This window comes from Candidatus Pelagibacter bacterium nBUS_25, assembly GCF_051200975.1.
GTDB lineage: Bacteria > Pseudomonadota > Alphaproteobacteria > Pelagibacterales > Pelagibacteraceae > Pelagibacter.
Map to the genome: position 1 here is coordinate 938,212 of NZ_CP172846.1, position 22,217 is coordinate 960,428.

A 22,217-nucleotide genomic window follows, 5' to 3' on the forward strand; every position below is an offset into this window, starting at 1 on the left:
ATTTGTGTCAAAAAATATAAGCAATTTATCAGGAAGAATAGGTTTAAAAGATAACCTGTTCAAACAGATTTCGGAGAATACACTAAGCGACTCTCCTAAAGATATTAAAGAAATTGCTAAAGAACATAATTTAGGTGTTTCAACACTTCATGGTGCAGAATCTTTTTATGAATTTTTAAGACCTTCTCATAGAGAAAAAAAAGCATTCGTTTGTAATGGAAGTGCATGTATGTGTGCTGGCACTCAAGACAAGTTAAAGAATACTTTAAAAGAAAAACTTGGAGATGATAAAGTTGGTGAAATGTTTTGCTTGGGTCATTGCTATGAAAATAATGCCTTTCATTATAATGGTGAAAATTATGCAGGAAAAGATATTGAAAAAATTGATCAAATCTTAAAAGGCGAAGATGTTAAACAAGAAAAATTCTTCTCAAAAAGTTTTGCTACAACAAGTTTTTTAATGGACGATAAACTTTCATCAACAGATCAATTTAAAGATCAGTTAAATAAATTTTTAAAAACAGATAAAAAAGAAATAGTTAAATCTTTGTTAGACTCTAACTTAACTGGAAGAGGTGGTGCAGGCTTCCCTACAGGAATGAAATGGGATTTTTGCAGTAAAGCAAAAGGAGAAAAAAAATATGTTATCTGTAATGCAGATGAAGGAGACTCTGGAGCATTCTCAGATAGATACTTGCTAGAAGATCAACCTCTTAAAGTTATTTTTGGTATGGTTATCTGTGGACTAGTAATTGGAAGTGATGAAGGAGTTTTGTATATTAGAGGTGAATATCCAAAATCAATCGAAGCTATTAATGGAAGTATAAATAAACTTAAAAAATTAGGTCTACTTGGTGAAAACATCTTGGGAACAGATTTTTCTTTTGATTTAGGAATTTGTATTGGGCAAGGTGCTTATATTTGTGGAGAGGAAACTGCTTTGATTGCATCAATAGAAGGAAGACGTGCCGAGGTAGATGTTAGACCACCCTTCCCAGTAACAGAGGGTTTATACAAAAAACCTACTGTGGTAAACAATGTTGAGTCATTAGCAGCTGCAACTGGAATTTTGATAAATGGATCTGAAAAATTTTCAGCAATAGGAAATAAAAAATCTGCTGGAACAAAATTAGTTTGTCTTGATAGTTTTTTTAATAATCCAGGTGTTTATGAAATTGATATGGGAACTCCTATGAGTAAAATATTTAATGAAATTGGTGGTGGATACAAAGAACCAATTAAAGCATTTCAAGTTGGTGGCCCTCTTGGTGGTGTTGTTCCAATAAGTGAGATAGATAATTTAAATTTAGATTTTCAAGAATTTACTGCTAAGGGTTTTATGCTAGGACATGCAAGTGTAGTTAGTATTCCAAAAGATTTCTCAATGTCAGAATACATCCATCATTTATTTGAGTTTTCTGCAGAAGAGTCTTGTGGAAAATGTTTTCCAGGTAGACTTGGATCATACAGAGGTAAAGAGATGTTTGATCAAGCAAAGAAAAAAACAGCTAAAATACCCCTTAAATTACTTAATGAATTGCTTGTTACTATGCAGAAGGGTTGCTTATGTGCACTTTGTGGAGCTATCCCTACTCCAATAATGAACATCCTTAAGTACTATGGGGACGAAATGAAAAATGATATGGTTAAGGATAATTAATGAGTTCTGAAAAAAGAAAAATTGCATATATTGATGGAAAACCATACGAAATTGGTGCTAATCATACGTCTATTCTTAAATTCGTCAAAAGTTATGTTGGAGAAAAAAAAGTTCCTACACTTTGTGATGATCCTAATTTAGCTCCTTACGGTGCTTGCCGTGTTTGTTCTGTAGAAGTTGCTTTAGAGAAAGATGGTCCAACAAAAATTGTTGCGTCGTGTCATACTCCTGTTGCTGAAAATCAACACATCTTTACATCCAATGATGCTTTAACAAGTCTTAGAAAAAATATTGTTGAATTAGTTTTAACTGATCATCCTATGGAATGTGACAGTTGTGAGGTTAATAATAACTGTGAACTACAAACTGTTGCAAATGATTTAGGCATTTCTGATCACAGATATAATAGTCCAAAACAGCATAAAGGAATTCCAAGAGACACTTCTCATGATTATATGAGAATGAACTTAGATAATTGTATTAATTGTGGAAGATGTGTGCGTGCGTGTGATGAAATTCAAGGATCATTTGTTTTAACAATGAGTGGTAGAGGTTTTGAGTCTAGGATCACTACAGACAATGATATGATGTTCGGAGACTCTTCTTGTGTATCTTGTGGCGCTTGTGCTCACACTTGCCCGACAGATGCCATCTCTGATGTTTTCAAATCAAAATCAGTAGACGTAGATAAAAAAGTTAGAACGACTTGTTCTTATTGTGGTGTAGGCTGTAATCTAGAAGCTTCCATCAAAGATAATAAGGTTGTTGCAATTGACACTCCTAAAGAAACTGAAGTTAACGCAGGTCACACCTGTATTAAAGGAAGATACGCATTTAGTTTTTATGATCATCCTGACAGATTAAAAACACCTTTGATTAAAAGAAATGGAAAATTTGAAGAAGCAAGTTGGGATGAAGCTTATGATTTTATCAAAAAAGAAATGAATAGAATTACTAATGATAATGGACCTGACGCATTTGCTGGTATTTCTTCTGCAAGATGTACTAACGAAGAAAACTATGTTTTTCAAAAAATGATAAGAGCTGCTGTAGGAACTAACAGCGTTGATTGTTGTGCAAGAATTTGTCATTCCCCAACAGCGTGGGGTATGCAACAAACATTTGGGACAGGAGCTGCAACAAACTCTACAGAAGATATTTATTTTGCCGACTTGTTTTTAGTAATAGGTGCCAACCCTACTAACGCCCATCCAGTAACAGGTGCAAAAATTAAACAACAAGCAATGAAGGGTAAAAAATTAATTGTATTAGATCCAATTACTACTGAACTTGCTAAACTTGCTGATTACCATATTAAACTAAGACCAGGTACCAATGTTGCTGTTCTTAATATGATGCTACATTTTATTATTAAATCTAAATTACATAACGTTGATTTTGTAAGAGACCGAACTGAAGGGTTTGATAATTTTATTAGAGAAATTGAAAAGCAAGATGTAGATCAGTTGGCTAAAGTCGCTGGTGTTGATAAACAAATGGTCAAAGAAGCTGCAATTGCATACGCCACAGCACAAAACTCAATGGAATTTCATGGTTTAGGGGTAACAGAGCATGAGCAAGGTTCAAAAACAGTAATGTTAATTGCCGATCTTGCAATGATTACAGGAAATATTGGAAGAAGAGGTGTGGGTGTAAATCCACTAAGAGGACAAAATAATGTTCAAGGTGCAGCGGATATGGGATGTCAACCTCATCAAGGTGCAGGATACTTTGAAGTGGCTGATGAAAAAAACCAAAAATTTTATACTGAAAAATATGGCGTAACACACCCAACAAAACCAGGTCTTAAAATTCCACAAATGTTTGAAGCAGCAATTGATAAAGAATTAAAAGGCTTATGGATCATTGGTGAAGATATAGTTCAAACTGATCCTAACAGTGCACATGTAGTTGAAGCAATGAACTCACTAGAATTATTAGTTGTGCAGGAAATTTTTATGAGTGAAACAGCGAAACTTGCAACTGTAGTTTTGCCTGGAACAACATTCTTAGAAAAAGATGGAACTTTCACAAATACGGAAAGAAGAATTCAAAGAGTTAATAGAGCAGTTGAACCTCTGCCAGGAACAAAACCTGATGGAGTTATTGTAACTGATATGATGCAAAAATTAGGTTTTGATCAACCAACATATGATGCTGATCAAGTTTTATCTGAAATTGCTGATGTAGTGCCATTCTTTAAAGGTGTTACAAGAGAAAGACTTGGAAAATTAGGATTACAATGGCCTGTTCAAGAAGATGGAACAGATACCCAAATACTACACACAGAGACATTTAAAATAGGAAAAGGGCAACTTAAGAATTTTGATTGGAAAGAGTCCACAGAAATTGAAACTAATAAAAAAGATTACCCATTAATCTTAACAACTAGTCGAGTTCTACAGCATTACAATGCTGCAACTATGACTAGACGAACAAGCAATATAAATATTGTTAAAGAGGATGTTTTATTAGTTCATCCTAAAGATGCTGTAGAAAGAGATTTGAACACAGGTGATATTGGAAGATTGTATTCAGGTAGAGGTGAAGTTGCTTTGAAAGTAGAAGTTACAGATAAAGTTAAACAAGGTATCGTATTTACAACTTTCCACTTTCCAGAACATATGGTTAACATGGTCACTGGACATGGAAAAGATGAAGAAACAATGTGTGCTGAATATAAAGTTTCATCAGTGCAAGTTCAGAAGATTTCAAATCAATTTAAAACTGAAGTACAACCAAAAGAAAATCAGGCTGAAGTAAAGTAAATAAAATGACCATTGGTTGGCATTTTGATAACACCTATTCCAAATTATCAAATTCATTTAAAGAAGATATTAAACCTACCCCTGTGCATGACCCTGAGTTAGTAATTTTAAATGAGGAATTAGCGTCTAGTTTAAATTTAGATTTTTCAAAAATAGACAAAAAAAAGTTAGCAGAAATATTCTCTGGAAACTCCATTCCAAAAGAAACAAGTACTATTGCACAAGCATATGCTGGTCATCAATTTGGACACTTTACTATGTTGGGAGATGGCAGGGCAGTTTTATTGGGTGAGCATGTGGTTAACGATAACAATCGTTTTGATATTCAATTTAAGGGTTCTGGAAGAACTTCTTTTTCTAGAGGAGGTGATGGACGTGCTGCATTAGGACCTATGCTTAGAGAATATATAATCAGTGAAGCAATATATTCATTAAATATTCCAACTACCAGAAGTCTTGCTGTAGTTAAAACAGGAGAAAAAGTTGTAAGAGAAAATCTTCTACAAGGTGCAATATTAACAAGAATTGCTTCTAGTCATCTTCGAGTAGGAACATTTCAGTATATAGCAGCAACCCAAAATATTTACGATTTGAATACGTTAGTCGACTACACAATAAATAGGCATTATCCAGAAATTAAAACTTCAAAAACAAAAGTATTAGACTTGCTTAATCTTGTTATGGAAAAGCAATGTCAGCTAGTAATTAATTGGATCCGAGTTGGATTTATTCATGGGGTTATGAATACTGATAACATGACAATATCAGGTGAAACTATTGATTATGGTCCTTGTGCGTTTATGGATCATTATGATCCAAAAACTGTATTTAGTTCAATAGATAAATTTGGAAGGTACGCTTTCTCTAATCAACCACCAATCACAAAGTGGAATTTAGCAAGATTTGCAGAATGTTTAATACCTCTAATTGATAAAGATGAAGATACTGCAATTACACTAGCAACAAATTTAATAGATAATTTCCAAAATATTTATGAAGATAAATGGTTAAATATGATGAGAGATAAGCTTGGTCTATTTGGTGAAGATAAAAATGACAAAAAATTAATTAATGATTTGTTTGATTGGATGAAAAAAAATAAAGCAGATTATACAAATACTTTTTGTAATTTAATGGGTGTTAATTCTGATGTGGTTTACAAAAATGATGATTTTACTAATTGGAAAAAAGAATGGAAAAAAAGATCTGAATTCAATAATACAACTCAGGAAAAACAAAGTAAACTTATGCAAGCAAATAATCCAACGGTTATTCCTAGAAATCATAAAGTTGAGGAAGCTTTAACAGAAGCATATAAAGGAAATTTAGATAAAATGAAAAAGTTATTAACTATTTTAAAAAATCCTTATGACAATCATAGTAATATTGAAGAGTATCAAGTGCCTGCACCATTAAGCAATAAAAAATATCAAACTTTTTGTGGAACATAATTGTTACTTATGAGCAATTACATTTAAACTAATTAAAGGTCCATAAGGTGCAAAACTACTTGTGTCATTAAATATACCAAAAGTTTTTACTCTCTCATTTTTTTTAAATCCAGCATCTAATAAGTATGTATTTAAAAATTCATAGTTCCAACCAAAATAGTGATAGTCAAATTCATCTATTTGACCACCAAACATCATTCTCATAACATGGTATTTTACTTTTGGTGGTGCAGTTTTTTCTATAAAAATTCTACACAAAATATCTAAGTCAGGGACCGAAACATAAAATTTACCACCATTTTTTAAAACTCTATAAATACCTTTAAGTGTTTTTTTTATATTCTTTTGATCGATATGCTCTACAACGTGACTTGCATAAATTTCTTCTATTGATTCATCATCAAATTGAGATAAATCAGAAATACTACCAACAAAATCAACTCCATCATTTTTTTGTATATTTAGTATTTTCCAACTATCTTTTATTTCTTTTCCTCCTATATGTAATTTCATATTTTTTAAAGAACGTAAGGTTCTGGTCTTGCAGTTTTGCCTAAAATTCTCTCAACAGCAAAATCACTAATATCAATTGTTTGATATGAGCCTGTGGTAATTAATTCTGTTAAAGCTCTTCCAATTCCAGGTGCTTGCATTAAACCTCTACCCGTAAATCCAGATGCCATATATACATTTTCATATTTTGGATGTTTGCCAACTACAGCATTATTGTCTAATCTGTTACAATCATAATAACCTGCCCATCCTCCAGTTAATTTTAATTCTTCAAAAGCTGGTATTCTTTTTGCAAGTGCTGGCCAAACTAATTCTTCAAAATCATTCCATGCTGGCTCTAAATCATCAGCGTCAAATACAGAAAGAGGTGAACCTGCCAAGTACTCACCACCCTCTGGTCGCCAATAAACTCCGGTTGTTAAATCACCTGTTAAAGGCATTTCTTTTATATAAGTTGGGCATTTAACCCTAAAAACCGTATGTTTTTGAGGAACAACTGGAATATCTTCTAGTAGCTCTTTTGTCCAACAACCAGCCGCTGAAATAATTGTTTTAGCTTTGATTTCGGAAATACTTTTAACATCTCCTTTGATAAATTCAGCACCAAGCTCAATAGCTTTACTTTTAAGAGCGCTATGAAACATAAAAGGATCAATCCAACCTTCGCTTTGATTGTCGGTATAAGTTGCAGTTTCAATTCCTTCATTATTAACATAGGGAAACACTTTTGATAATTCTGATCCTTTAATATTTTTTGTTCCAGCATCACATTCTTTGTGATTTTCTAAAGCTCGGTATTGTTCTTCAGCATGTTCTGGACCAAACATTAAAAGATATCCATTTGTCACCATACTTGCAGTAGGATTTGGATTTTTTTCAGTTTTTAACAATTCAGGAATTTGATATATAAATTCTCTAGCAAACTTTCCTAATAAAATATTTTCTCTTTGAAAAAATTGTCTTCTAAAACCACCTAAGGATAAAGGAAATGAAGCAGTTTTATAAGTTGGATCTCTTTCTATTACTTTAACTTTTCGACCTTCCTTGGATAAAAAATAAGCACTTGCAGCCCCTATTATACCACCACCAATTATTACAACATCATCCATATTCAATTTAATATTATTAAACTAAAATTTAAAATCAAAGCAAAACTGCACCAAAGTACATAAGGAATCATTAAATAGGAACTTGCTATGTTGACACGATTAAATCTAATAATAAGAATAACGATTAGGCTAATTAGTATTATCAGCACAAATAAAGCTAATATCATGTTATGAAATACAAAAAAAACTATACTCCAAGTTGTATTAAAAACCAGATGGATAAAATAAATATAAACAGTGTTCATATCTCGGTTTTTGTTGTGCCAAAAAACCCATATTGCAATTGTCATCATCAAATATAGTGTTGTCCAAACAGGTGCAAATATCCAATCTGGAGGATTGAACACTGGTTTATTTAACAATGAGTACCATGGTTCTTTAAAGCTAATTGTCGCTAAGCCTCCAATGAAAGAAGCTGAAAATGTAACTAAACTAAAAAGTAAGAATGATATGAATTTGTTTTTTAACACATATCTATTATACAATAAATTATGGAAGAAAAAAAAGTTATTTGGATAACAGGTGCAAGCAGTGGAATAGGTAAAGCTGTTGCAATTAAATTTGCAAAAAATGGGTGGATAGTTGCCGTATCTGCAAGACGAGAAAATTTGTTAAATGAACTTAGAGAAATTAATGAAAATATTTATCCCTTTCCATTAGATGTTACAGATATTGATAAATGTAAAACAGTTGCAACAAACATAATTAATCAATTTAAAAATATTGATATTTGTTTATTTGGTACTGGAATGCATGATCCAAAATCAGAAAAAAAGTTTAATTTAGATAAGGTAAGACAAATTATGGAAGTAAATTATTTTGGAACAATGAATTCTATAAACTCTATCTATGATTATTTTTCTGAAAAAAAAAATGGTCAAATATCAATAATTTCTTCTGTAGCTGGCTATCGAGGTTTACCTGCTGCTGGAGCATATTGTGCTTCAAAAGCTGCACTTACTAGTTTTGCAGAAAGTTTGAATTTTGATATGCAAATGAAAAATGTGCGAGTTTCACTTGTTAGCCCTGGTTTTATTAAAACCCCAATGACAGATCAAAATAATTTTCCAATGCCAATGATTAAATCACCAGAATTTGCAGCGAATGAAATATATAAAGGGTTAACTGTGAAAAAAAGTTTTGAAATACACTTTCCAAAAGCTTTTACGTATTTTTTGAAATTTTTACAATTACTACCTAGTAGTTTGTATTTTAAACTTGTTTCAAAAGGTATGAAAAAAATAGATTACTAATCTTTTACAAAAACTACAGTTAACTCAGCCACTTTAAATCCAAACTTTGTCATTGTAGCTCTGTTAATTGCAACTCTGTCATCTTGTTTAAAAATCCAATCATCAAATGTGATCTTCATTTCTTTGCCTTTGACAGGTACTAATAGAACATATTCAAATTTAAATGCAGGTCCATAAGAGTATCCTATTGCTTTACCAACAACATCTCCTGCAGTACCTTCATAATTATTTTCATCTATCTTGTTGATAGTCCATTCTCTATTTTGCACTTCTCCATCATCCCAATTAAATTTTTCTTTTAAAATTAATTGCTTACCATCCCAAGTTCCATCTAAGTCGGCAGAGAATTGTCTTGTTACTTTACCAGATCTATTCTGGAGAACACCCCAGGCTTTTACATTTCCTGTTAAATATTCTTCAATTATTAATTTTGGTTCTTTATTTTTAAAATCTTCTGGTTTCATTGCGCTATTATTTGAACAACTTGTAATTAAGAATAATGAAATTATCAATGAAATTGATCTAATAACATTTAAATGACGCATTTGTATCTCCTCTATGTATTATTTATTTTGAAGTGAAAATTGAATTAAATCAATATTTTTTGATTTAAAACCGGCTTCACAATACGAAAGGTAAAACTCCCACATTCGTTTAAAAGTTAAATCAAAACCTTGGTTTTTAATCAAATCCCATTTTTTATTAAATTCATCTCTCCATAAAGCTAATGTATCTGCATAATGATCCGCATAAGAAACATACGAGTTCACAGTTAATCCATTATTAGACACAAGTTTATTAATAGTATTTTTATTAGGTAAAAACCCTCCTGGAAAAATATATTTTTGAATGAAATCTTGTTTATTTTTATACCTATCAAACAAACTATCATCTATGGTAATAGCTTGAATAGCAGCCATGCCTCCATCAGAGAGATTATGTTTGATTGTTTTGAAATAGCTCTCTAAGTAATTTTGACCCACAGCTTCAATCATTTCAATTGATGCTATGGAGTCATATTTTCCTTTTAAGTCTCGATAATCTTTAATTTCTATATTAACCTTTTCATTCAAACCACAATTATGAATTCTTTCTTTTGCATATTCAAATTGTCTCTTTGAGATAGTAATGCAATCCAATTTAACATCATAATTTTTACCTAGATACTCTGCAAAACCACCCCAACCACAACCAATTTCTAAAACTTTATCCCCATTGCTGGGCTGAATTAAATTAATTAACTTTTGGTACTTGTTATTTTGCGCATCAGACAAATTTTTATTTTGATCATCAAATATTGCACTTGAATATGTGAGAGTTTTGTCTAGCCAAAGAGAGAAAAAATCGTTTCCAAGATCATAATGTTTAGCAATATTTTTCTTACTTCTATTTTTTGTATTTTTAATAAATCTGTTTTTAATAAAATTTAAAAATTTTAAATCTAATAAACCAGCAAATTTATGTACAACATTAATATTTCTTGCAGTTAATTCAATTAAATCAGATAAATTATCAGTTTCAAATTCATCTCTCATATAGCATTCAGCAAATCCAATACTTCCTCCTTTGATTAAATTATAGTTTAATGCAGGAGTTTTAATTTTTAAATTAGCCTTTAGTTTATCATTTGGATTGCCAAATTTTAATACTTCACCAGAAAAAGTTGAGATTTCTAAATATCCAACATTTATTCTTTTAAGAATACTAAAAACTATTTTATCTGCAACGCTGTAAAGTAACATTAATTTTCGATTGTTATATTATTGTTAGTTTTAATTTTTTTTTTTATAAACTTAATTCCTTTTGTCCATAATTTAAACGCTTCATAATGTATCGCTAGGATGATCTTAAAAGTCATCATTGGATGTTTTAAATATGATTTAATTAAACATTTTGTATTAAAATCTGACCTAATTCCATCTTGTGAGGCATATAAAATTTTATCTTGAGCATCATACTGATCAATTATAACTGATATTTTATTCCCTGGTTTTAATAGTCGAAAAAAATAATTACAATTCATTTCAATAAATGGAGATACATGAAATTTTTTAGAGCAATTATTTTGTATTAAATTGGCATCCTTTTCTACTCGAAATATATAAGTATGTTGCTCGCCAAATGTATTTTTAACTTCATATAAAATTGAAATTAATTGATCTTTTAAATCATAAACATAAAAAACACTTAAAGGATTGAAAACAAAACCAAAAATTCTTGGATAACATAAAATCTTAATTTTTATATTTTCAGTAGAAATATTATTTTTTTTTAAATTATTATGTACCCATTCTACCAATGAAGATCCGTTTCTTTCACCATGATCTTTGTCATAAAAGCTGATTAAATTAATCTTATTATATGAAAAAAAATTAACTTTATTATGTAGTGTTTCCAATTCAGAAAGATCTATTAATAATGAAAAAACATTATATTTAAAATAATGAATCTTTGGTTTAAACCTTTTGTGTATTACCTGCCCGTTATATATAGATGAATTAATCATTTAAGGTTTTAAGCATTTCAATTGAAGATTTTATGCCATCTTCATGAAATCCATAACCAAAATAACTTCCTGCAAACAAAGTATTGTTAACATTCTGGATAGAATTTAATTTTGACTGATTTTTTAATGCATTTTCATCATAATATGGATGTGTAAAATCTATCTCATTATAAGTCTTATTAGGGTCAATTTTAAAAAAAGGATTTATTGTTAAAAAAATATTTTGATTAATCTTTAAATTTTGCAATTGATTTAACCAATAAGTAACTGATGAATTCTCTTTATTATTTGGATCTAATGATGAATTCCATGAACACCATGCTTTTTTATTATTTGGCATTGAGCTTTCATCAGAGTGAATTATTGCAATATTTTTTCTATATTTAAAATTATTTAATATCTGTTTTTCTTGATCAGAAGCATCTGAGATAATCTTTAAACTCTCATCAGCATGAGAAGCTAGTACAACTTTGTCATAAGTAAAAAATTCATGTTCTGATCCATAATAAACCTTTACCCTGTTGTCACCTCTTACGATTTTATTAATTTCATAATTTTTATAATATTCTCCACTTATATTTGATAAAATTTTATTAACATAAGTTTTACTTCTATTGGATACAGTGAACCATTGAGGTCTATTTTTAAGTTTAAACAATCCATGATTTTTAAAAAAATTTAAAAAGAATGATAATGGCATTTGCGATGCCTCGTATGGTGGCATTGACCATATCGCTGAAACCATTGGTATTATGTGATAATCTATAAAGAAATTAGTTTTTTTGATTTTTTGCAAATAGTCTCCAAGTGTAATGTTATTTTCAAGTGTATTAGGATCTAATTTTTCGCACCTTTTATAAAAATTAATTATTTCAAAAAACATTTTTACAAATTTATAATTAAATAAATTTAACTTGTTTGAAAAAATTCCATTTAAACCTTTTCCACAATATTCAATATTGGTTTCTTTAACATTGACTGAAAATGACATGTCACTTTCTTCAATTTCAATCTCATTTTCTTTAAAAAAATTAATTAAATTTGGGTATGTGATTTTATTAAAAACCATAAAACCAATATCAACGGCAACTTTTTCTTTATCATTATATTCAACATCTAATGTATAGGAATGACCACCAAAACGATCTTGCTTTTCAAACAAATCAACTTTATGTTTTTTTGATAAATAGTAAGCTGAACTTAGTCCTGATATTCCCGAACCTACTACTGCAATTTTCATTTAATAATTTTTATGCAGCAGTATCTTCGTACTCATCCATTGACGGACATGTACAAAATAGGTTTTTATCTCCATAAACATTATCTACTCTTCCAACTGGTGGCCAATATTTGGCTGTCTTTAAAAATTCAGATGGATAAGCTGCTTCCTCTCTTTCATATTTATGTTCCCACTTGTTGGAAGCTAATTCAAGATGAGTATGTGGCGCATTCTTTACTGGATTGTCCAATTTATCATATTCACCTGAATGTATTTTGTCGATTTCTTGTTTAATTTTTTGAAGAGTTGAGCAAAATCTATTTATCTCACTTAAACTTTCACTTTCAGTTGGTTCAATCATCATAGTTCCAGCAACAGGCCACGACATTGTGGGCGCATGGTAACCAAAATCTATTAAACGCTTAGCTATATCTTCCTCTGTAACACCTGTATCAGCTTTTATTTTTCTAATATCAATAATGCATTCATGGGCAACATTCCCACTTTTGCCTTTGTACAAAATTGGAAATGAGTCTTTTAATTTGTGAGCAATATAATTTGCATTTAATATAGCAACTTGTGATGCTTTCTTTAAACCTTCGGAACCCATCATTTTTATATACATCCATGAGATTGATAAAATGCTTGAGCTTCCCCAAGGGGCAGCTGAAACAGCACCAATTCCTGTTGTAGGTCCACAATCTTTAATCACTGAGTGTTTTGGCAAGAAGGTTTCTAAATGTTTTTTGCAAGCTATTGGTCCCATGCCTGGTCCTCCTCCACCATGTGGAATACAGAATGTTTTATGTAAATTTATATGACAAACATCTGGACCAAATTTTCCAGGTTTTGCAATACCTACTAATGCATTTAGGTTTGCTCCATCCATATAAACTTGTCCGCCATTTTTATGAATAAGTTCGCAAATATCAGTTATTTTCTCCTCAAAAACTCCATGTGTTGAAGGATATGTAACCATTAATGCTGCTAAATTATCTTTATGTTCTTCAGCTTTTTTCTTTAAATCTTCAAAGTCTACGTTTCCATGATCATCACATTTAACCACAACGACTTTCATCCCAACCATTTGCGCACTTGCAGGATTAGTGCCATGAGCAGAGCTTGGAATTAAACAAACATTACGATTAGCTTCATTATTTTTTTCATGAAATTTACGAATTACCATTAATCCAGCAAATTCGCCTTGAGCGCCAGCGTTTGGTTGCAGTGATACACCTGAAAAACCAGTAATTGATCTAAGCCAATTTTTTAAATCAGTAAAAAGCTCTCTATAACCATCCATTTGTTCTACTGGTGAAAAAGGGTGTGGCTGTGAAAACTCTTTCCAAGTTACTGGTATCATCTCAGATACTGCATTCAACTTCATTGTGCATGAACCTAAAGCTATCATTGATCTATTTAAAGCAATGTCTGCATCTTCTAGTTTTTTTAAATATCTTAGCATTTCAGTTTCTGAATGATAACTATTAAAAACTGGATGATCTAGGTAAGTTGAACTTCTTAATAAATTTTTAGGAATATTAGATAAGCTCTCATTCATAGACTTTTTAATTGTTTCAGAACAATTAAAAATTTTTAGTAATTGATTTGCTCTGTATAGATTTTTTCTTTCATCAAAAGAAACTGCAAGCATCTCTGAATTTACTTTTCTGATGTTAACACCTTCATCTAAAGCATTTTTATAAATCTTATCAGTCTTATCCAAAGTTTTTACAGTTACAGTATCAAAAAAATGATCTGAATAAAGTTCATATCCAGATTGTTTCAACTTATCAGCAAAATTTTTTGTTAACTGAGAAACACTTTCTGAAATTTTTTTAATTCCTTTAGGGCCATGATAAACTGCATAAGCTGCAGAAACAATTGCCAACAAAGCTTGAGCAGTGCAAATATTACTTGTAGCTTTATCTCTTCTAATATGTTGCTCTCTAGTTTGAAGAGCTAATCTATAAGCTTTTTTACCATGTCTATCTACTGAAACTCCAACTATTCTACCTGGCATCGATCTTTTGTATTCATCTTTTGTAGCAAAAAATGCTGCGTGTGGGCCACCATAACCCATTGGAATACCAAATCTTTGTGAACTTCCTACAGCGATATCTGCTCCTAATTCTGCAGGTGTTTTTAATTTTGCAAGAGCTAGCAAATCACAAACTAAAACTGCTTTACCATTTTTTTTATGTATTTTACTTATTGCTTCACTAGGATCTTTAATATCTCCTAATGTACCAGGATAACTGATTATACCACAGATAATCTCATCTTTGATATCAGTCTCCTCATCACCAATAATTATTTCTACCCCTAAAGGTTCGGCTCTTGTTTTAATGACTTCAATTGTTTGTGGGTGACAATTTTTTGATACAAAAACTTTATTTGAGTCTGTCTTAGATATTCTATAGCTTAATCCCATGGCCTCAGCCGCGGCTGTTCCTTCATCTAAAAGTGAAGCATTAGCTATATCCATACCTGTAAAATCAATAATCATCTGTTGAAAATTCATTAACATCTCAAGTCTACCTTGAGCAACTTCAGGCTGATATGGTGTGTAAGAAGTATACCACCCTGGATTTTCTAAAATATTTCTCAATATAACGTAAGGAGTGTAGGTTCCGTAATATCCCATTCCTATAAAACTAGAATAAACTTTATTTTTTTTTGAAATATTTTTTAATTTTCTGAGTGCTTTATATTCGGAATTTGGATCTCCTATCTCTAAATCATCTTTTAATAAAATGTTTTCTGGTACGGTATTTTTTATTAACTCATCTAGATTTTTATACCCTAACTCTTTAAGCATAATATCTTGCTCTTCAGTAGAGGGGCCGATGTGTCTTTGAATAAAATCTTTTTGAGCATTTTTTAACATTTAACTACCACTTTCTTTTGCAAATTTGTCATATTCATCTTTGTTCATTAAACTATCTAGTTCATTTTTATCTTTAATTTTCAATTTGAAAAACCAAGCTTCATTTTCTGGATCTGAATTAATTTTACCAGGATCGTCAACTATTGATTGATTATTTTCCATTACTTCACCTGATATAGGTGTGTAAACATCGCTTGCAGCTTTAGTTGATTCTACTACACCCGCATTTCCATCTTTTTCAACAGAAGTACCTACGTCAGGTAATTCTACAAATACAATATCTCCCAACATTTCAGTTGCATGTTGGGTAATACCTATTGTGCCAACATCCCCTTCTATTTTTATCCACTCATGTTCTTTAGAATATTTAACTTCACTCATTTAGTTGCTCCTTTCACATAACTTTTTTTATAAAATGGTAATCCACAAATATTTGCTGGATGTTTTTTTCCTCTTACCTCAAGAAAAACTTTTGTATCTTTTTGAGAAAATTCTTTTTCAACATAACCCATTGCAACTGGTCCATTCAAGCTTGGTCCAAAGGTACCACTAGTTACCTCACCAACAACCAACTCATCTTCATTGAAAATTTTTGTTTTCTCCCTTGCAATCAATCTTCCTTCTGGTTTAATGCCAACTCTAATTTGTGGAGTACCCTCATTAATTTGATTTATAATTTTATCTGAACCTATAAACCCACCATTTTTTATTCTTTCTTTAGATATTGCCCATTTAAGATTGGCTTCGATTGGAGTTTTATCCAAACCCAATTCATGGCCATATAAACACAGTCCAGCCTCTAATCTCAATGTATCTCTAGCGCCAAGTCCTATAAGCTGAGCTCCATTTTCAAGTAATTTTTTTGTAAACTCTTCAGCAAAATCATTGGGGATTGATACTTCAAAGCCATCTTCACCAGTATAACCTGATCTAGTTACAAATAATTTTTGATCTTTGTAATAAAACCAATTTCCTGACATAAAATTTAGGTCTTTTGCTCCATTAAGAATTAAATCTAAAATCTCTACAGACTTAGGTCCTTGTATTGCTATTAAAGATCTATTTTCTTCTAAATTCATCCTATATTTATCGTTAAGTAATTTAGATATAATTTTAAAGTCATTATCCTTGCAAGCAGCATTTAATATTATTAGATAACCGCCACCTATTTTTGTAATAATCAAATCATCATAAATTCCAGCATTTTCATTCATTAAAAAACTATATTTTGATGAATTTACTTTTAAGTCTTTTAAATTTAGTGGAAAAATTTTTTCTAAATCTGCGGTTAGACTATCATCACCATAAATAAACAATTGCCCCATATGCGAAACATCAAAAATGCCTGAGTGTGTTCTTGTAAATTTATGCTCTTCAACAATACCTTTGCTGTATTGTATTGGCATTTCATACCCTGCAAATTCTACAAATTTAGCTTTGTTGTCTTGATGAAGTTTGTTTAAAGATGTTTTTTTTATTTCCATACTAACTCTTTGTACCCATCTGTATATTTGCCTGAGAGTTTTGCTCCTTCGGCGAGAATTTAATCTCTTTCCAGAGTTAATATGTTACGGTCCATTTTACCTGAGAGTTTCCTGGGTGGTTGCTCCTTCGGTGTTACAAAATTTGTAATCTCTCCCGTTAATTATCAATTTATCAACTATTTACAGATGGTCAATGAGAAATACTTTTTTTACGCATACTTAATAGTGAATAAAATTGAACTAATACAGCAAAAATAATTATAGCTCCTCCTATCAACCCAAACATAGATGGTCTTTCACTAACAAATATAAAGGCCCAGATTGGTCCCAAAACAGATTCAGACAACATTATTATTCCAACCATAGCTGAAGGTGTGGTTCTTGCTCCAGTTGTAATAAATATAAATCCTAATCCAACTTGAAAACAGCCACCTAGAAAACCTAGGAAAATATCATGCGGTGAAATCATTATTTCTGTTGAAAGTAAAAAACCAATAAAGCATGAACATATACCTGCTACAAATTGTGCTGGAACCATATCAACTGTTGGAAATTTTCTCACAATAATAATTAAAACTGCAAAGGTGATAGGCATTGTAAATGCTGCAAGATTTCCTGAAAGCTCACCTGGTGTTAATGAATTTCCCACCATTAACAAAACGCCTGATATTGCTAAAATAATTGATGTTAACGTAATTGCAGAAATTTTTTCCTTAAGAAAAAAATAGCCAAATATTGCGAGAAATAAAATTTGAAGAGATATAATAAAATTCGTATTAGCAACTGTCGTGTTATACATTGCAAATACATATCCACAGAAACCAAAAGATAAAATAATTCCACCAATAAACCCTGGTAAACCAGAGTCTTTAAATGCTCTAAAAGTTTTCTTCTTATAAATGATTATTAAAAAAGCTAGAACTGTCAGAGAAAAAAATAAGGATCTCCAGAATAAAATTTGCCATAAAGTTGCACCTTCAAATGACTTAACTATAAGTCCACCAAAACTTAAACAGCAAGCACCTAAAAATACTAATAAAGGTCCTGGTAATTTTGTAATTATATTCATTAAATTTGTGAAATTAAATTTTGAGTTTCCATTTCATACAACTTAAACAAAGTTTCTGCATCAGATAATTCTATTTCTTTGAATTTTATTTTTGACCCAGGTGATATTTGAACCAATCTGTCATAATCAACACTAGCCACAACTCCTATTTTTGGATAACCCCCTATTGTTCCATGGTCTGATAGCATTATAATTGGATTACCATCTGCTGGAACTTGAATTGCCCCCTTTAATAAACCTTCAGATTTAATATTTGTATTAACAATGTTTTCTATTTCAGGACCATTTAGTCTCATACCCATTCGATCAGATAATTTTGATACTGTAAATTCCTTTTCAAAAAAAATTTTTTTTCCTTCTTCAGAAAAATAATCGAAATTAGTTCCTTTTATAACTCTTATATTTTCTACTTTTGAGTTTAAATAATTAGTTTTCTTTTTTTGTTGATTAGTGTTTATTTTTGAAATGATTAATTTTTGATTATGCTCTAATTTTTTACCCTCGTTAGAACCAATGTTGGCCTTAGTATTTATTGAACAGCTACCCCATTGTAATTTTAAATCAAACTCCCCACTAACAGCCAAATAGCCATAAACAGATTTGTTGGTTGATAAAATGTCAATCTCATCTCCATTTTCTAATTGATAATTTTCATAACAATTACCCTCTATTTCGTTATCCTTTTTTCTTATTTTAAAAACTACATCTCCAGCCACAGCTATAGTAATATTGTCTCCACTATACTTTAATGAAGGACCTTGATATGCAAACTCGATAACTGGTAAGTCTAATTTATTACCAACTAGTCGATTAGCTAATAGATAATTTCTATTATCCATGGCTCCACTGAAAGGAATCCCTATATGGTATAAATTATTTCTTCCCATGTCTTGAAATGTTGTATTTATACCAGCTCTTATTATTTCAAAATAATTGTTACTCATTATAATTTTTATATTCTTCAAATGTTATTTGTTTAAATTTTACAGTGTCACCTGGGTTAATTAAATTAGGATCTTTTTCTTTTGAACTATCAAACACTTCTAACGGGGTATTTCCAATGATGTTCCACCCTCCAGGACTTTCAAATGTATAAATATCAGCAAACTGTTCTGTTATTCCAACAGATCCTTTTGGCACCTTTACTCTTGGAGTTTCCAAACGTTGAACTCTCATATTTTCATCTAAATCACCTAAAAAAGGCATGCCCGCTATAAATCCTGTCATATAACAAAAAAATTCTTTATTAAAAAAATTTTCTAGAATTTTCTCTTTAGTTAAATTTAATTTTTTCTCTAATCTTTCCATGTCTAAAGAAAATAAAGCATCACAACAAACTGGTATTTCTAAATTTTTATTGGTTATCCTAAAAGTTTCTTGAACATTAAGTTTTTCAATTTTATCTTTAATTTCTTTAAAATTTGTTACACGGAGATCATAAGAAATAATCAGTTTATTGTAAGAAGGTGTAAGGTTATTAATTCCTTTAATATTTTTTTCTTTAATTGTATTAAAATACTTAATTACCTCAAAGTTAATTTGTTTATTAACTTCAGTTCCAAAATCACAGTAAAGAGCTGCGTCACCAAGATTTGATATATTTTTTATCATGTCATGTTATACTTCAACATTTAAGGCTATGGAAATTAATATAAATTGTGATTTGGGTGAAAAATCTAAACATCATTCTAATAAGTATGATCCTGATTTACTAGAGATAGTAAACTCTGCTAATGTTGCCTGTGGTTTTCATGCTGGAGATGATGAATCTATGAATCAAGTTATCCAGATATCAAAAAAAAATGGTGTAAGCATTGGTGCACATCCGTCATTTAATGACCCTGAAAATTTTGGCAGACAAAGAATAAATCTTTCTTCAGGTGAAATTACAAAATTAATAATTGATCAATATGATATTTTACAAACAATTGCAGACAATTATAAAGAAAATGTTACCCACATTAAGCCTCATGGTGCACTTAACAATATGGCCTGTGAAGATATAGATTTAGCAACCACTTTGGCTAAAACAATAAAAGGAATTAACAAAGATTTAATTTACCTTGTTCCAACTGGTTCGAAAATGGAAGAAGCTGCAAAAAAATTCAACATGAAAATTGCATGTGAAATTTTTGCGGATAGAAACTATGAGGACGATGGAAATCTAGTTTCTAGAAAAAAACCTCACGCATTAATAACTGACCCAGAGCAAGCAAAAAAACACGTGCTAAATATGGTTAAAAATCAGGTACTTAATTGTCACAGTGGAAAACAGATACCTTGTGAAATAGACTCTGTATGCATACATGGTGACAATGAAAGTTCATTAGCTACAGCAAAATTAATTAAAAATAATTTGATTGATAATGGACTTAAACTTAAACCTTTAAACTTAATGGAGAAATTTAATTAATGTTAAAAAAATATTTAATTGTATCATTTTTTATAACTTTATTTTCAATTAGTTCACAAGCTGCAGGAACAGATGATAATTCATCAAAAGTTAAATCTAATTATGACAAAGCTGTTTCATTTATTAAACAAGCAAAAAAATATGAGAAAAAAGGTAAAACTGATAAAGCTAATAAAAGATATGAGAAGGCTCAAAAATTACTTCTAAAATCTAATAAAAAAAAACCACTTCAAGCAAATACTTTAAATTACCTAGGTTTTACGACTAGAAAACTTGGTGATTATGTTAATGGAGAAAAATATTACCTGCTTGGTTTAGAAATTGATCCTAACCATAAAGGGATTAATGAATACTTGGGTGAACTTTATATTGCAACCAATAGAATTGATCTTGCAAAAGAAAGATTGAATGTATTGGCAAATTGTAACTGTGAAGAGTATGATGAACTTAAAGAAATAATTGATGGAACCAAAAAATCTAAATATTAATAATCTTGATTGAAGAACTCATTATTTTAACTAAAATTATTTTTATCACTATTATCTTAACAGCTGATAACGCAGTTATAGTTGGCTCAATTGCAGCAAACTTTGTACCCAAAAATAGGAAACAAATTATTTTGTGGGGTGTAGCAGGAGCTTTTGTATTCAAAATTTTTTTTGCAGTATTTGCTACTTACTTATTTAAATTTTATTTCATCAAAATTTTAGGGGGATTATTATTAATTTGGATTGTCAATGATTTAAGAAAAGATTTAGTTGATATTAAAAAAATTAAATCACAAACTAAAAAAACAAGAGAACCTTCTTACATAAGTAGTATTGGAAAAGTTTTATTTGCAGACATTATGATTAGCTTTGACAATGTTATTGGGGTTGTTGCGGCAGCTAAAGAATATTTTGGTTTTATGATTTTTGGCCTTATTTTATCTGTCATTTTAACTGGAGCCTTAGCGACCTACATGGCAAATTATATACAAAAACATATCTGGATTGCTTATATGGGGTTAATATTTATTCTTATCGTAGGATTGCAGTTAATAATTGGTGGATTAGTTGATCTAGAAATTTTAAAAATTAATGAAGAATTTATTAAATATTTTTAGTTAATAAGAGTGTTTCTTTAGTGGAAACTTTTTTTGCCTCACATCCTGAGAATAATTAAATACTGCTTTTTTTATTTCTTTTCTAACGTTGCTATATTTCTTAACAAACCTAACATCAATTGGGTTAAGTCCAATCAAATCGTCTAGTACCAAAATTTGCCCATCACAATTATTTGAAGCTCCTATTCCAATTGTTGGAACATTAATCTGACTTGTTACTTTTTTTGCTAGAGTAGTTTCTACACATTCAAGAACAATTGAAAATACACCTGCACTCTCTAGTAATTTGGCATCATTTAAAATCTTATTTCTTTCAGAAATTTTTTTTCCTTTGTATTTAAAAGTTTTGTCTGATTGAGGCAGTAACCCTAAGTGACCCATTACTGGTATTTTATTTTTAGTTAAAGCTTTAACAATATTATAAATTTTTTTTCCACCTTCTAATTTAACAGCATCACATTTTGTGATTGAAATTATTTTTTTTGCATTTTTAAGTGCTTCTTTAGAATTTCGATATGTGTTATGTGGCATATCAACAACCATTAAGCTTTTTTTTATACCCATTCTCACACTTTTTGAATGCTCTATCATGGTCTTTAAGCTTACTTGTCTTGTAGATTTATAATTGTATAAAACTGAACCAAGTGAATCTCCTACTAAAATTATATCGCAGAAGCTATCCAAGATTGAAGCAATATTCTTTGAATAGGCAGTTAAACTAACAATCTTTGATTTATTTTTTTTTTAATTATATCTAATATTTGCTTTTTCATCGAC

At 30.3% G+C, this 22,217-nt stretch carries 20 protein-coding genes, 1 pseudogene and 1 riboswitch; of the genes and pseudogenes, 7 read left to right on the plus strand and 14 right to left on the minus strand.

What is annotated here, in order from left to right:
- The first annotated feature begins 4 nt into the window (after positions 1 to 4).
- The 3 genes from ACIJYH_RS05040 to ACIJYH_RS05050 are packed head-to-tail and all read left to right on the plus strand — an operon-like array spanning position 5 to position 5,879.
- A complete protein-coding gene (locus tag ACIJYH_RS05040) occupies positions 5 to 1,660 on the plus strand; it encodes an NADH-ubiquinone oxidoreductase-F iron-sulfur binding region domain-containing protein (protein ID WP_435162554.1) in 1,656 nt (551 codons plus the stop codon).
- Complete coding sequence (gene fdhF, locus ACIJYH_RS05045; protein ID WP_435162555.1) at positions 1,660 to 4,428, plus strand: formate dehydrogenase subunit alpha; 2,769 nt, start codon at positions 1,660 to 1,662, stop codon at positions 4,426 to 4,428. Before ACIJYH_RS05040 ends, fdhF begins: the two co-directional genes overlap by 1 nt.
- Positions 4,429 to 4,433: 5 nt before the next feature.
- Positions 4,434 to 5,879: a protein adenylyltransferase SelO gene (locus ACIJYH_RS05050; protein ID WP_435162556.1), complete on the plus strand. Its 1,446-nt coding sequence runs from the start codon at positions 4,434 to 4,436 to the stop codon at positions 5,877 to 5,879.
- A 3-nt stretch (positions 5,880 to 5,882) separates the two neighbouring features.
- On the opposite strand, the gene ACIJYH_RS05055 is transcribed toward ACIJYH_RS05050, so the two are convergent.
- Genes ACIJYH_RS05055 through ACIJYH_RS05065 form a run of 3 tightly spaced genes read right to left on the minus strand, consistent with a single transcriptional unit; the run spans position 5,883 to position 7,971 of the window.
- Positions 5,883 to 6,392, minus strand: coding sequence for a class I SAM-dependent methyltransferase (locus tag ACIJYH_RS05055; protein WP_435162557.1), 510 nt, complete (start codon positions 6,390 to 6,392; stop codon positions 5,883 to 5,885).
- A gap of 5 nt (positions 6,393 to 6,397) precedes the next feature.
- Positions 6,398 to 7,501, minus strand: a complete 1,104-nt coding sequence (locus tag ACIJYH_RS05060) for an NAD(P)/FAD-dependent oxidoreductase (RefSeq protein WP_435162558.1) — start codon at positions 7,499 to 7,501, stop codon at positions 6,398 to 6,400.
- Between the two features lie 2 nt (positions 7,502 to 7,503).
- Complete coding sequence (locus ACIJYH_RS05065) at positions 7,504 to 7,971, minus strand: TspO/MBR family protein (protein ID WP_435162559.1); 468 nt, start codon at positions 7,969 to 7,971, stop codon at positions 7,504 to 7,506.
- Between the two features lie 21 nt (positions 7,972 to 7,992).
- On the opposite strand from ACIJYH_RS05065, the gene ACIJYH_RS05070 reads away from it, so the two are divergent.
- Positions 7,993 to 8,754 carry an SDR family NAD(P)-dependent oxidoreductase gene (locus tag ACIJYH_RS05070; RefSeq protein WP_435162560.1) on the plus strand — a complete coding sequence of 254 codons (762 nt, stop codon included), beginning with the start codon at positions 7,993 to 7,995 and terminating at the stop codon, positions 8,752 to 8,754.
- On the opposite strand, the gene ACIJYH_RS05075 is transcribed toward ACIJYH_RS05070, so the two are convergent.
- The 10 genes from ACIJYH_RS05075 to ACIJYH_RS05120 all read right to left on the minus strand — a co-directional run bounded on the left by ACIJYH_RS05075 (position 8,751) and on the right by ACIJYH_RS05120 (position 19,533).
- Entirely contained in the window at positions 8,751 to 9,299 is a 549-nt protein-coding gene (locus ACIJYH_RS05075) for a DUF3833 domain-containing protein (protein ID WP_435162561.1), read from the minus strand. The genes ACIJYH_RS05070 and ACIJYH_RS05075 overlap by 4 nt on opposite strands.
- Positions 9,300 to 9,317: 18 nt before the next feature.
- A complete protein-coding gene (locus ACIJYH_RS05080) occupies positions 9,318 to 10,496 on the minus strand; it encodes a class I SAM-dependent methyltransferase (protein ID WP_435162562.1) in 1,179 nt (392 codons plus the stop codon).
- Complete coding sequence (locus ACIJYH_RS05085; protein WP_435162563.1) at positions 10,496 to 11,260, minus strand: DUF1365 domain-containing protein; 765 nt, start codon at positions 11,258 to 11,260, stop codon at positions 10,496 to 10,498. The genes ACIJYH_RS05080 and ACIJYH_RS05085 overlap by 1 nt, the downstream gene beginning before the upstream one ends.
- The gene (locus tag ACIJYH_RS05090) at positions 11,253 to 12,500 is read right to left on the minus strand and encodes an NAD(P)/FAD-dependent oxidoreductase (protein ID WP_435162564.1); all 1,248 of its coding nucleotides are present in this window, start codon (positions 12,498 to 12,500) and stop codon (positions 11,253 to 11,255) included. The genes ACIJYH_RS05085 and ACIJYH_RS05090 overlap by 8 nt, the downstream gene beginning before the upstream one ends.
- Positions 12,501 to 12,510: 10 nt before the next feature.
- Positions 12,511 to 15,369, minus strand: coding sequence for an aminomethyl-transferring glycine dehydrogenase (gene gcvP / locus ACIJYH_RS05095; RefSeq protein WP_435162565.1), 2,859 nt, complete (start codon positions 15,367 to 15,369; stop codon positions 12,511 to 12,513).
- Positions 15,370 to 15,750, minus strand: coding sequence for a glycine cleavage system protein GcvH (gene gcvH / locus ACIJYH_RS05100; protein ID WP_435087714.1), 381 nt, complete (start codon positions 15,748 to 15,750; stop codon positions 15,370 to 15,372).
- Positions 15,747 to 16,853 carry a glycine cleavage system aminomethyltransferase GcvT gene (gcvT, locus tag ACIJYH_RS05105; protein WP_435162566.1) on the minus strand — a complete coding sequence of 369 codons (1,107 nt, stop codon included), beginning with the start codon at positions 16,851 to 16,853 and terminating at the stop codon, positions 15,747 to 15,749. The genes gcvH and gcvT overlap by 4 nt, the downstream gene beginning before the upstream one ends.
- A 77-nt stretch (positions 16,854 to 16,930) precedes the next feature.
- Positions 16,931 to 17,020: riboswitch (glycine riboswitch) on the minus strand.
- A 23-nt stretch (positions 17,021 to 17,043) separates the two neighbouring features.
- On the minus strand, positions 17,044 to 17,922 hold the full coding sequence (locus ACIJYH_RS05110) for a DMT family transporter (RefSeq protein ID WP_435162567.1): 879 nt from the start codon (positions 17,920 to 17,922) through the stop codon (positions 17,044 to 17,046).
- Positions 17,922 to 18,866 (minus strand): biotin-dependent carboxyltransferase family protein, encoded by a 945-nt coding sequence (locus tag ACIJYH_RS05115; RefSeq protein ID WP_435162568.1) that lies wholly within the window; start codon positions 18,864 to 18,866, stop codon positions 17,922 to 17,924. The genes ACIJYH_RS05110 and ACIJYH_RS05115 overlap by 1 nt, the downstream gene beginning before the upstream one ends.
- Positions 18,859 to 19,533, minus strand: a complete 675-nt coding sequence (locus ACIJYH_RS05120) for a 5-oxoprolinase subunit B family protein (RefSeq protein WP_435162569.1) — start codon at positions 19,531 to 19,533, stop codon at positions 18,859 to 18,861. The genes ACIJYH_RS05115 and ACIJYH_RS05120 overlap by 8 nt, the downstream gene beginning before the upstream one ends.
- 28 nt (positions 19,534 to 19,561) lie before the next feature.
- On the opposite strand from ACIJYH_RS05120, the gene ACIJYH_RS05125 reads away from it, so the two are divergent.
- Genes ACIJYH_RS05125 through ACIJYH_RS05135 form a run of 3 tightly spaced genes read left to right on the plus strand, consistent with a single transcriptional unit; the run spans position 19,562 to position 21,440 of the window.
- Positions 19,562 to 20,335 carry a 5-oxoprolinase subunit PxpA gene (locus tag ACIJYH_RS05125; RefSeq protein ID WP_435162570.1) on the plus strand — a complete coding sequence of 258 codons (774 nt, stop codon included), beginning with the start codon at positions 19,562 to 19,564 and terminating at the stop codon, positions 20,333 to 20,335.
- Positions 20,335 to 20,823: a tetratricopeptide repeat protein gene (locus tag ACIJYH_RS05130; protein WP_435162571.1), complete on the plus strand. Its 489-nt coding sequence runs from the start codon at positions 20,335 to 20,337 to the stop codon at positions 20,821 to 20,823. Before ACIJYH_RS05125 ends, ACIJYH_RS05130 begins: the two co-directional genes overlap by 1 nt.
- Positions 20,824 to 20,828: 5 nt before the next feature.
- Positions 20,829 to 21,440 (plus strand): YjbE family putative metal transport protein, encoded by a 612-nt coding sequence (locus ACIJYH_RS05135; protein WP_435162572.1) that lies wholly within the window; start codon positions 20,829 to 20,831, stop codon positions 21,438 to 21,440.
- On the opposite strand, the pseudogene panB reads toward ACIJYH_RS05135, so the two are convergent.
- Positions 21,441 to 22,213, minus strand: a pseudogene (panB, locus tag ACIJYH_RS05140) (3-methyl-2-oxobutanoate hydroxymethyltransferase). It abuts the gene before it with no gap.
- Between the last annotated feature and the right edge of the window lie 4 nt (positions 22,214 to 22,217).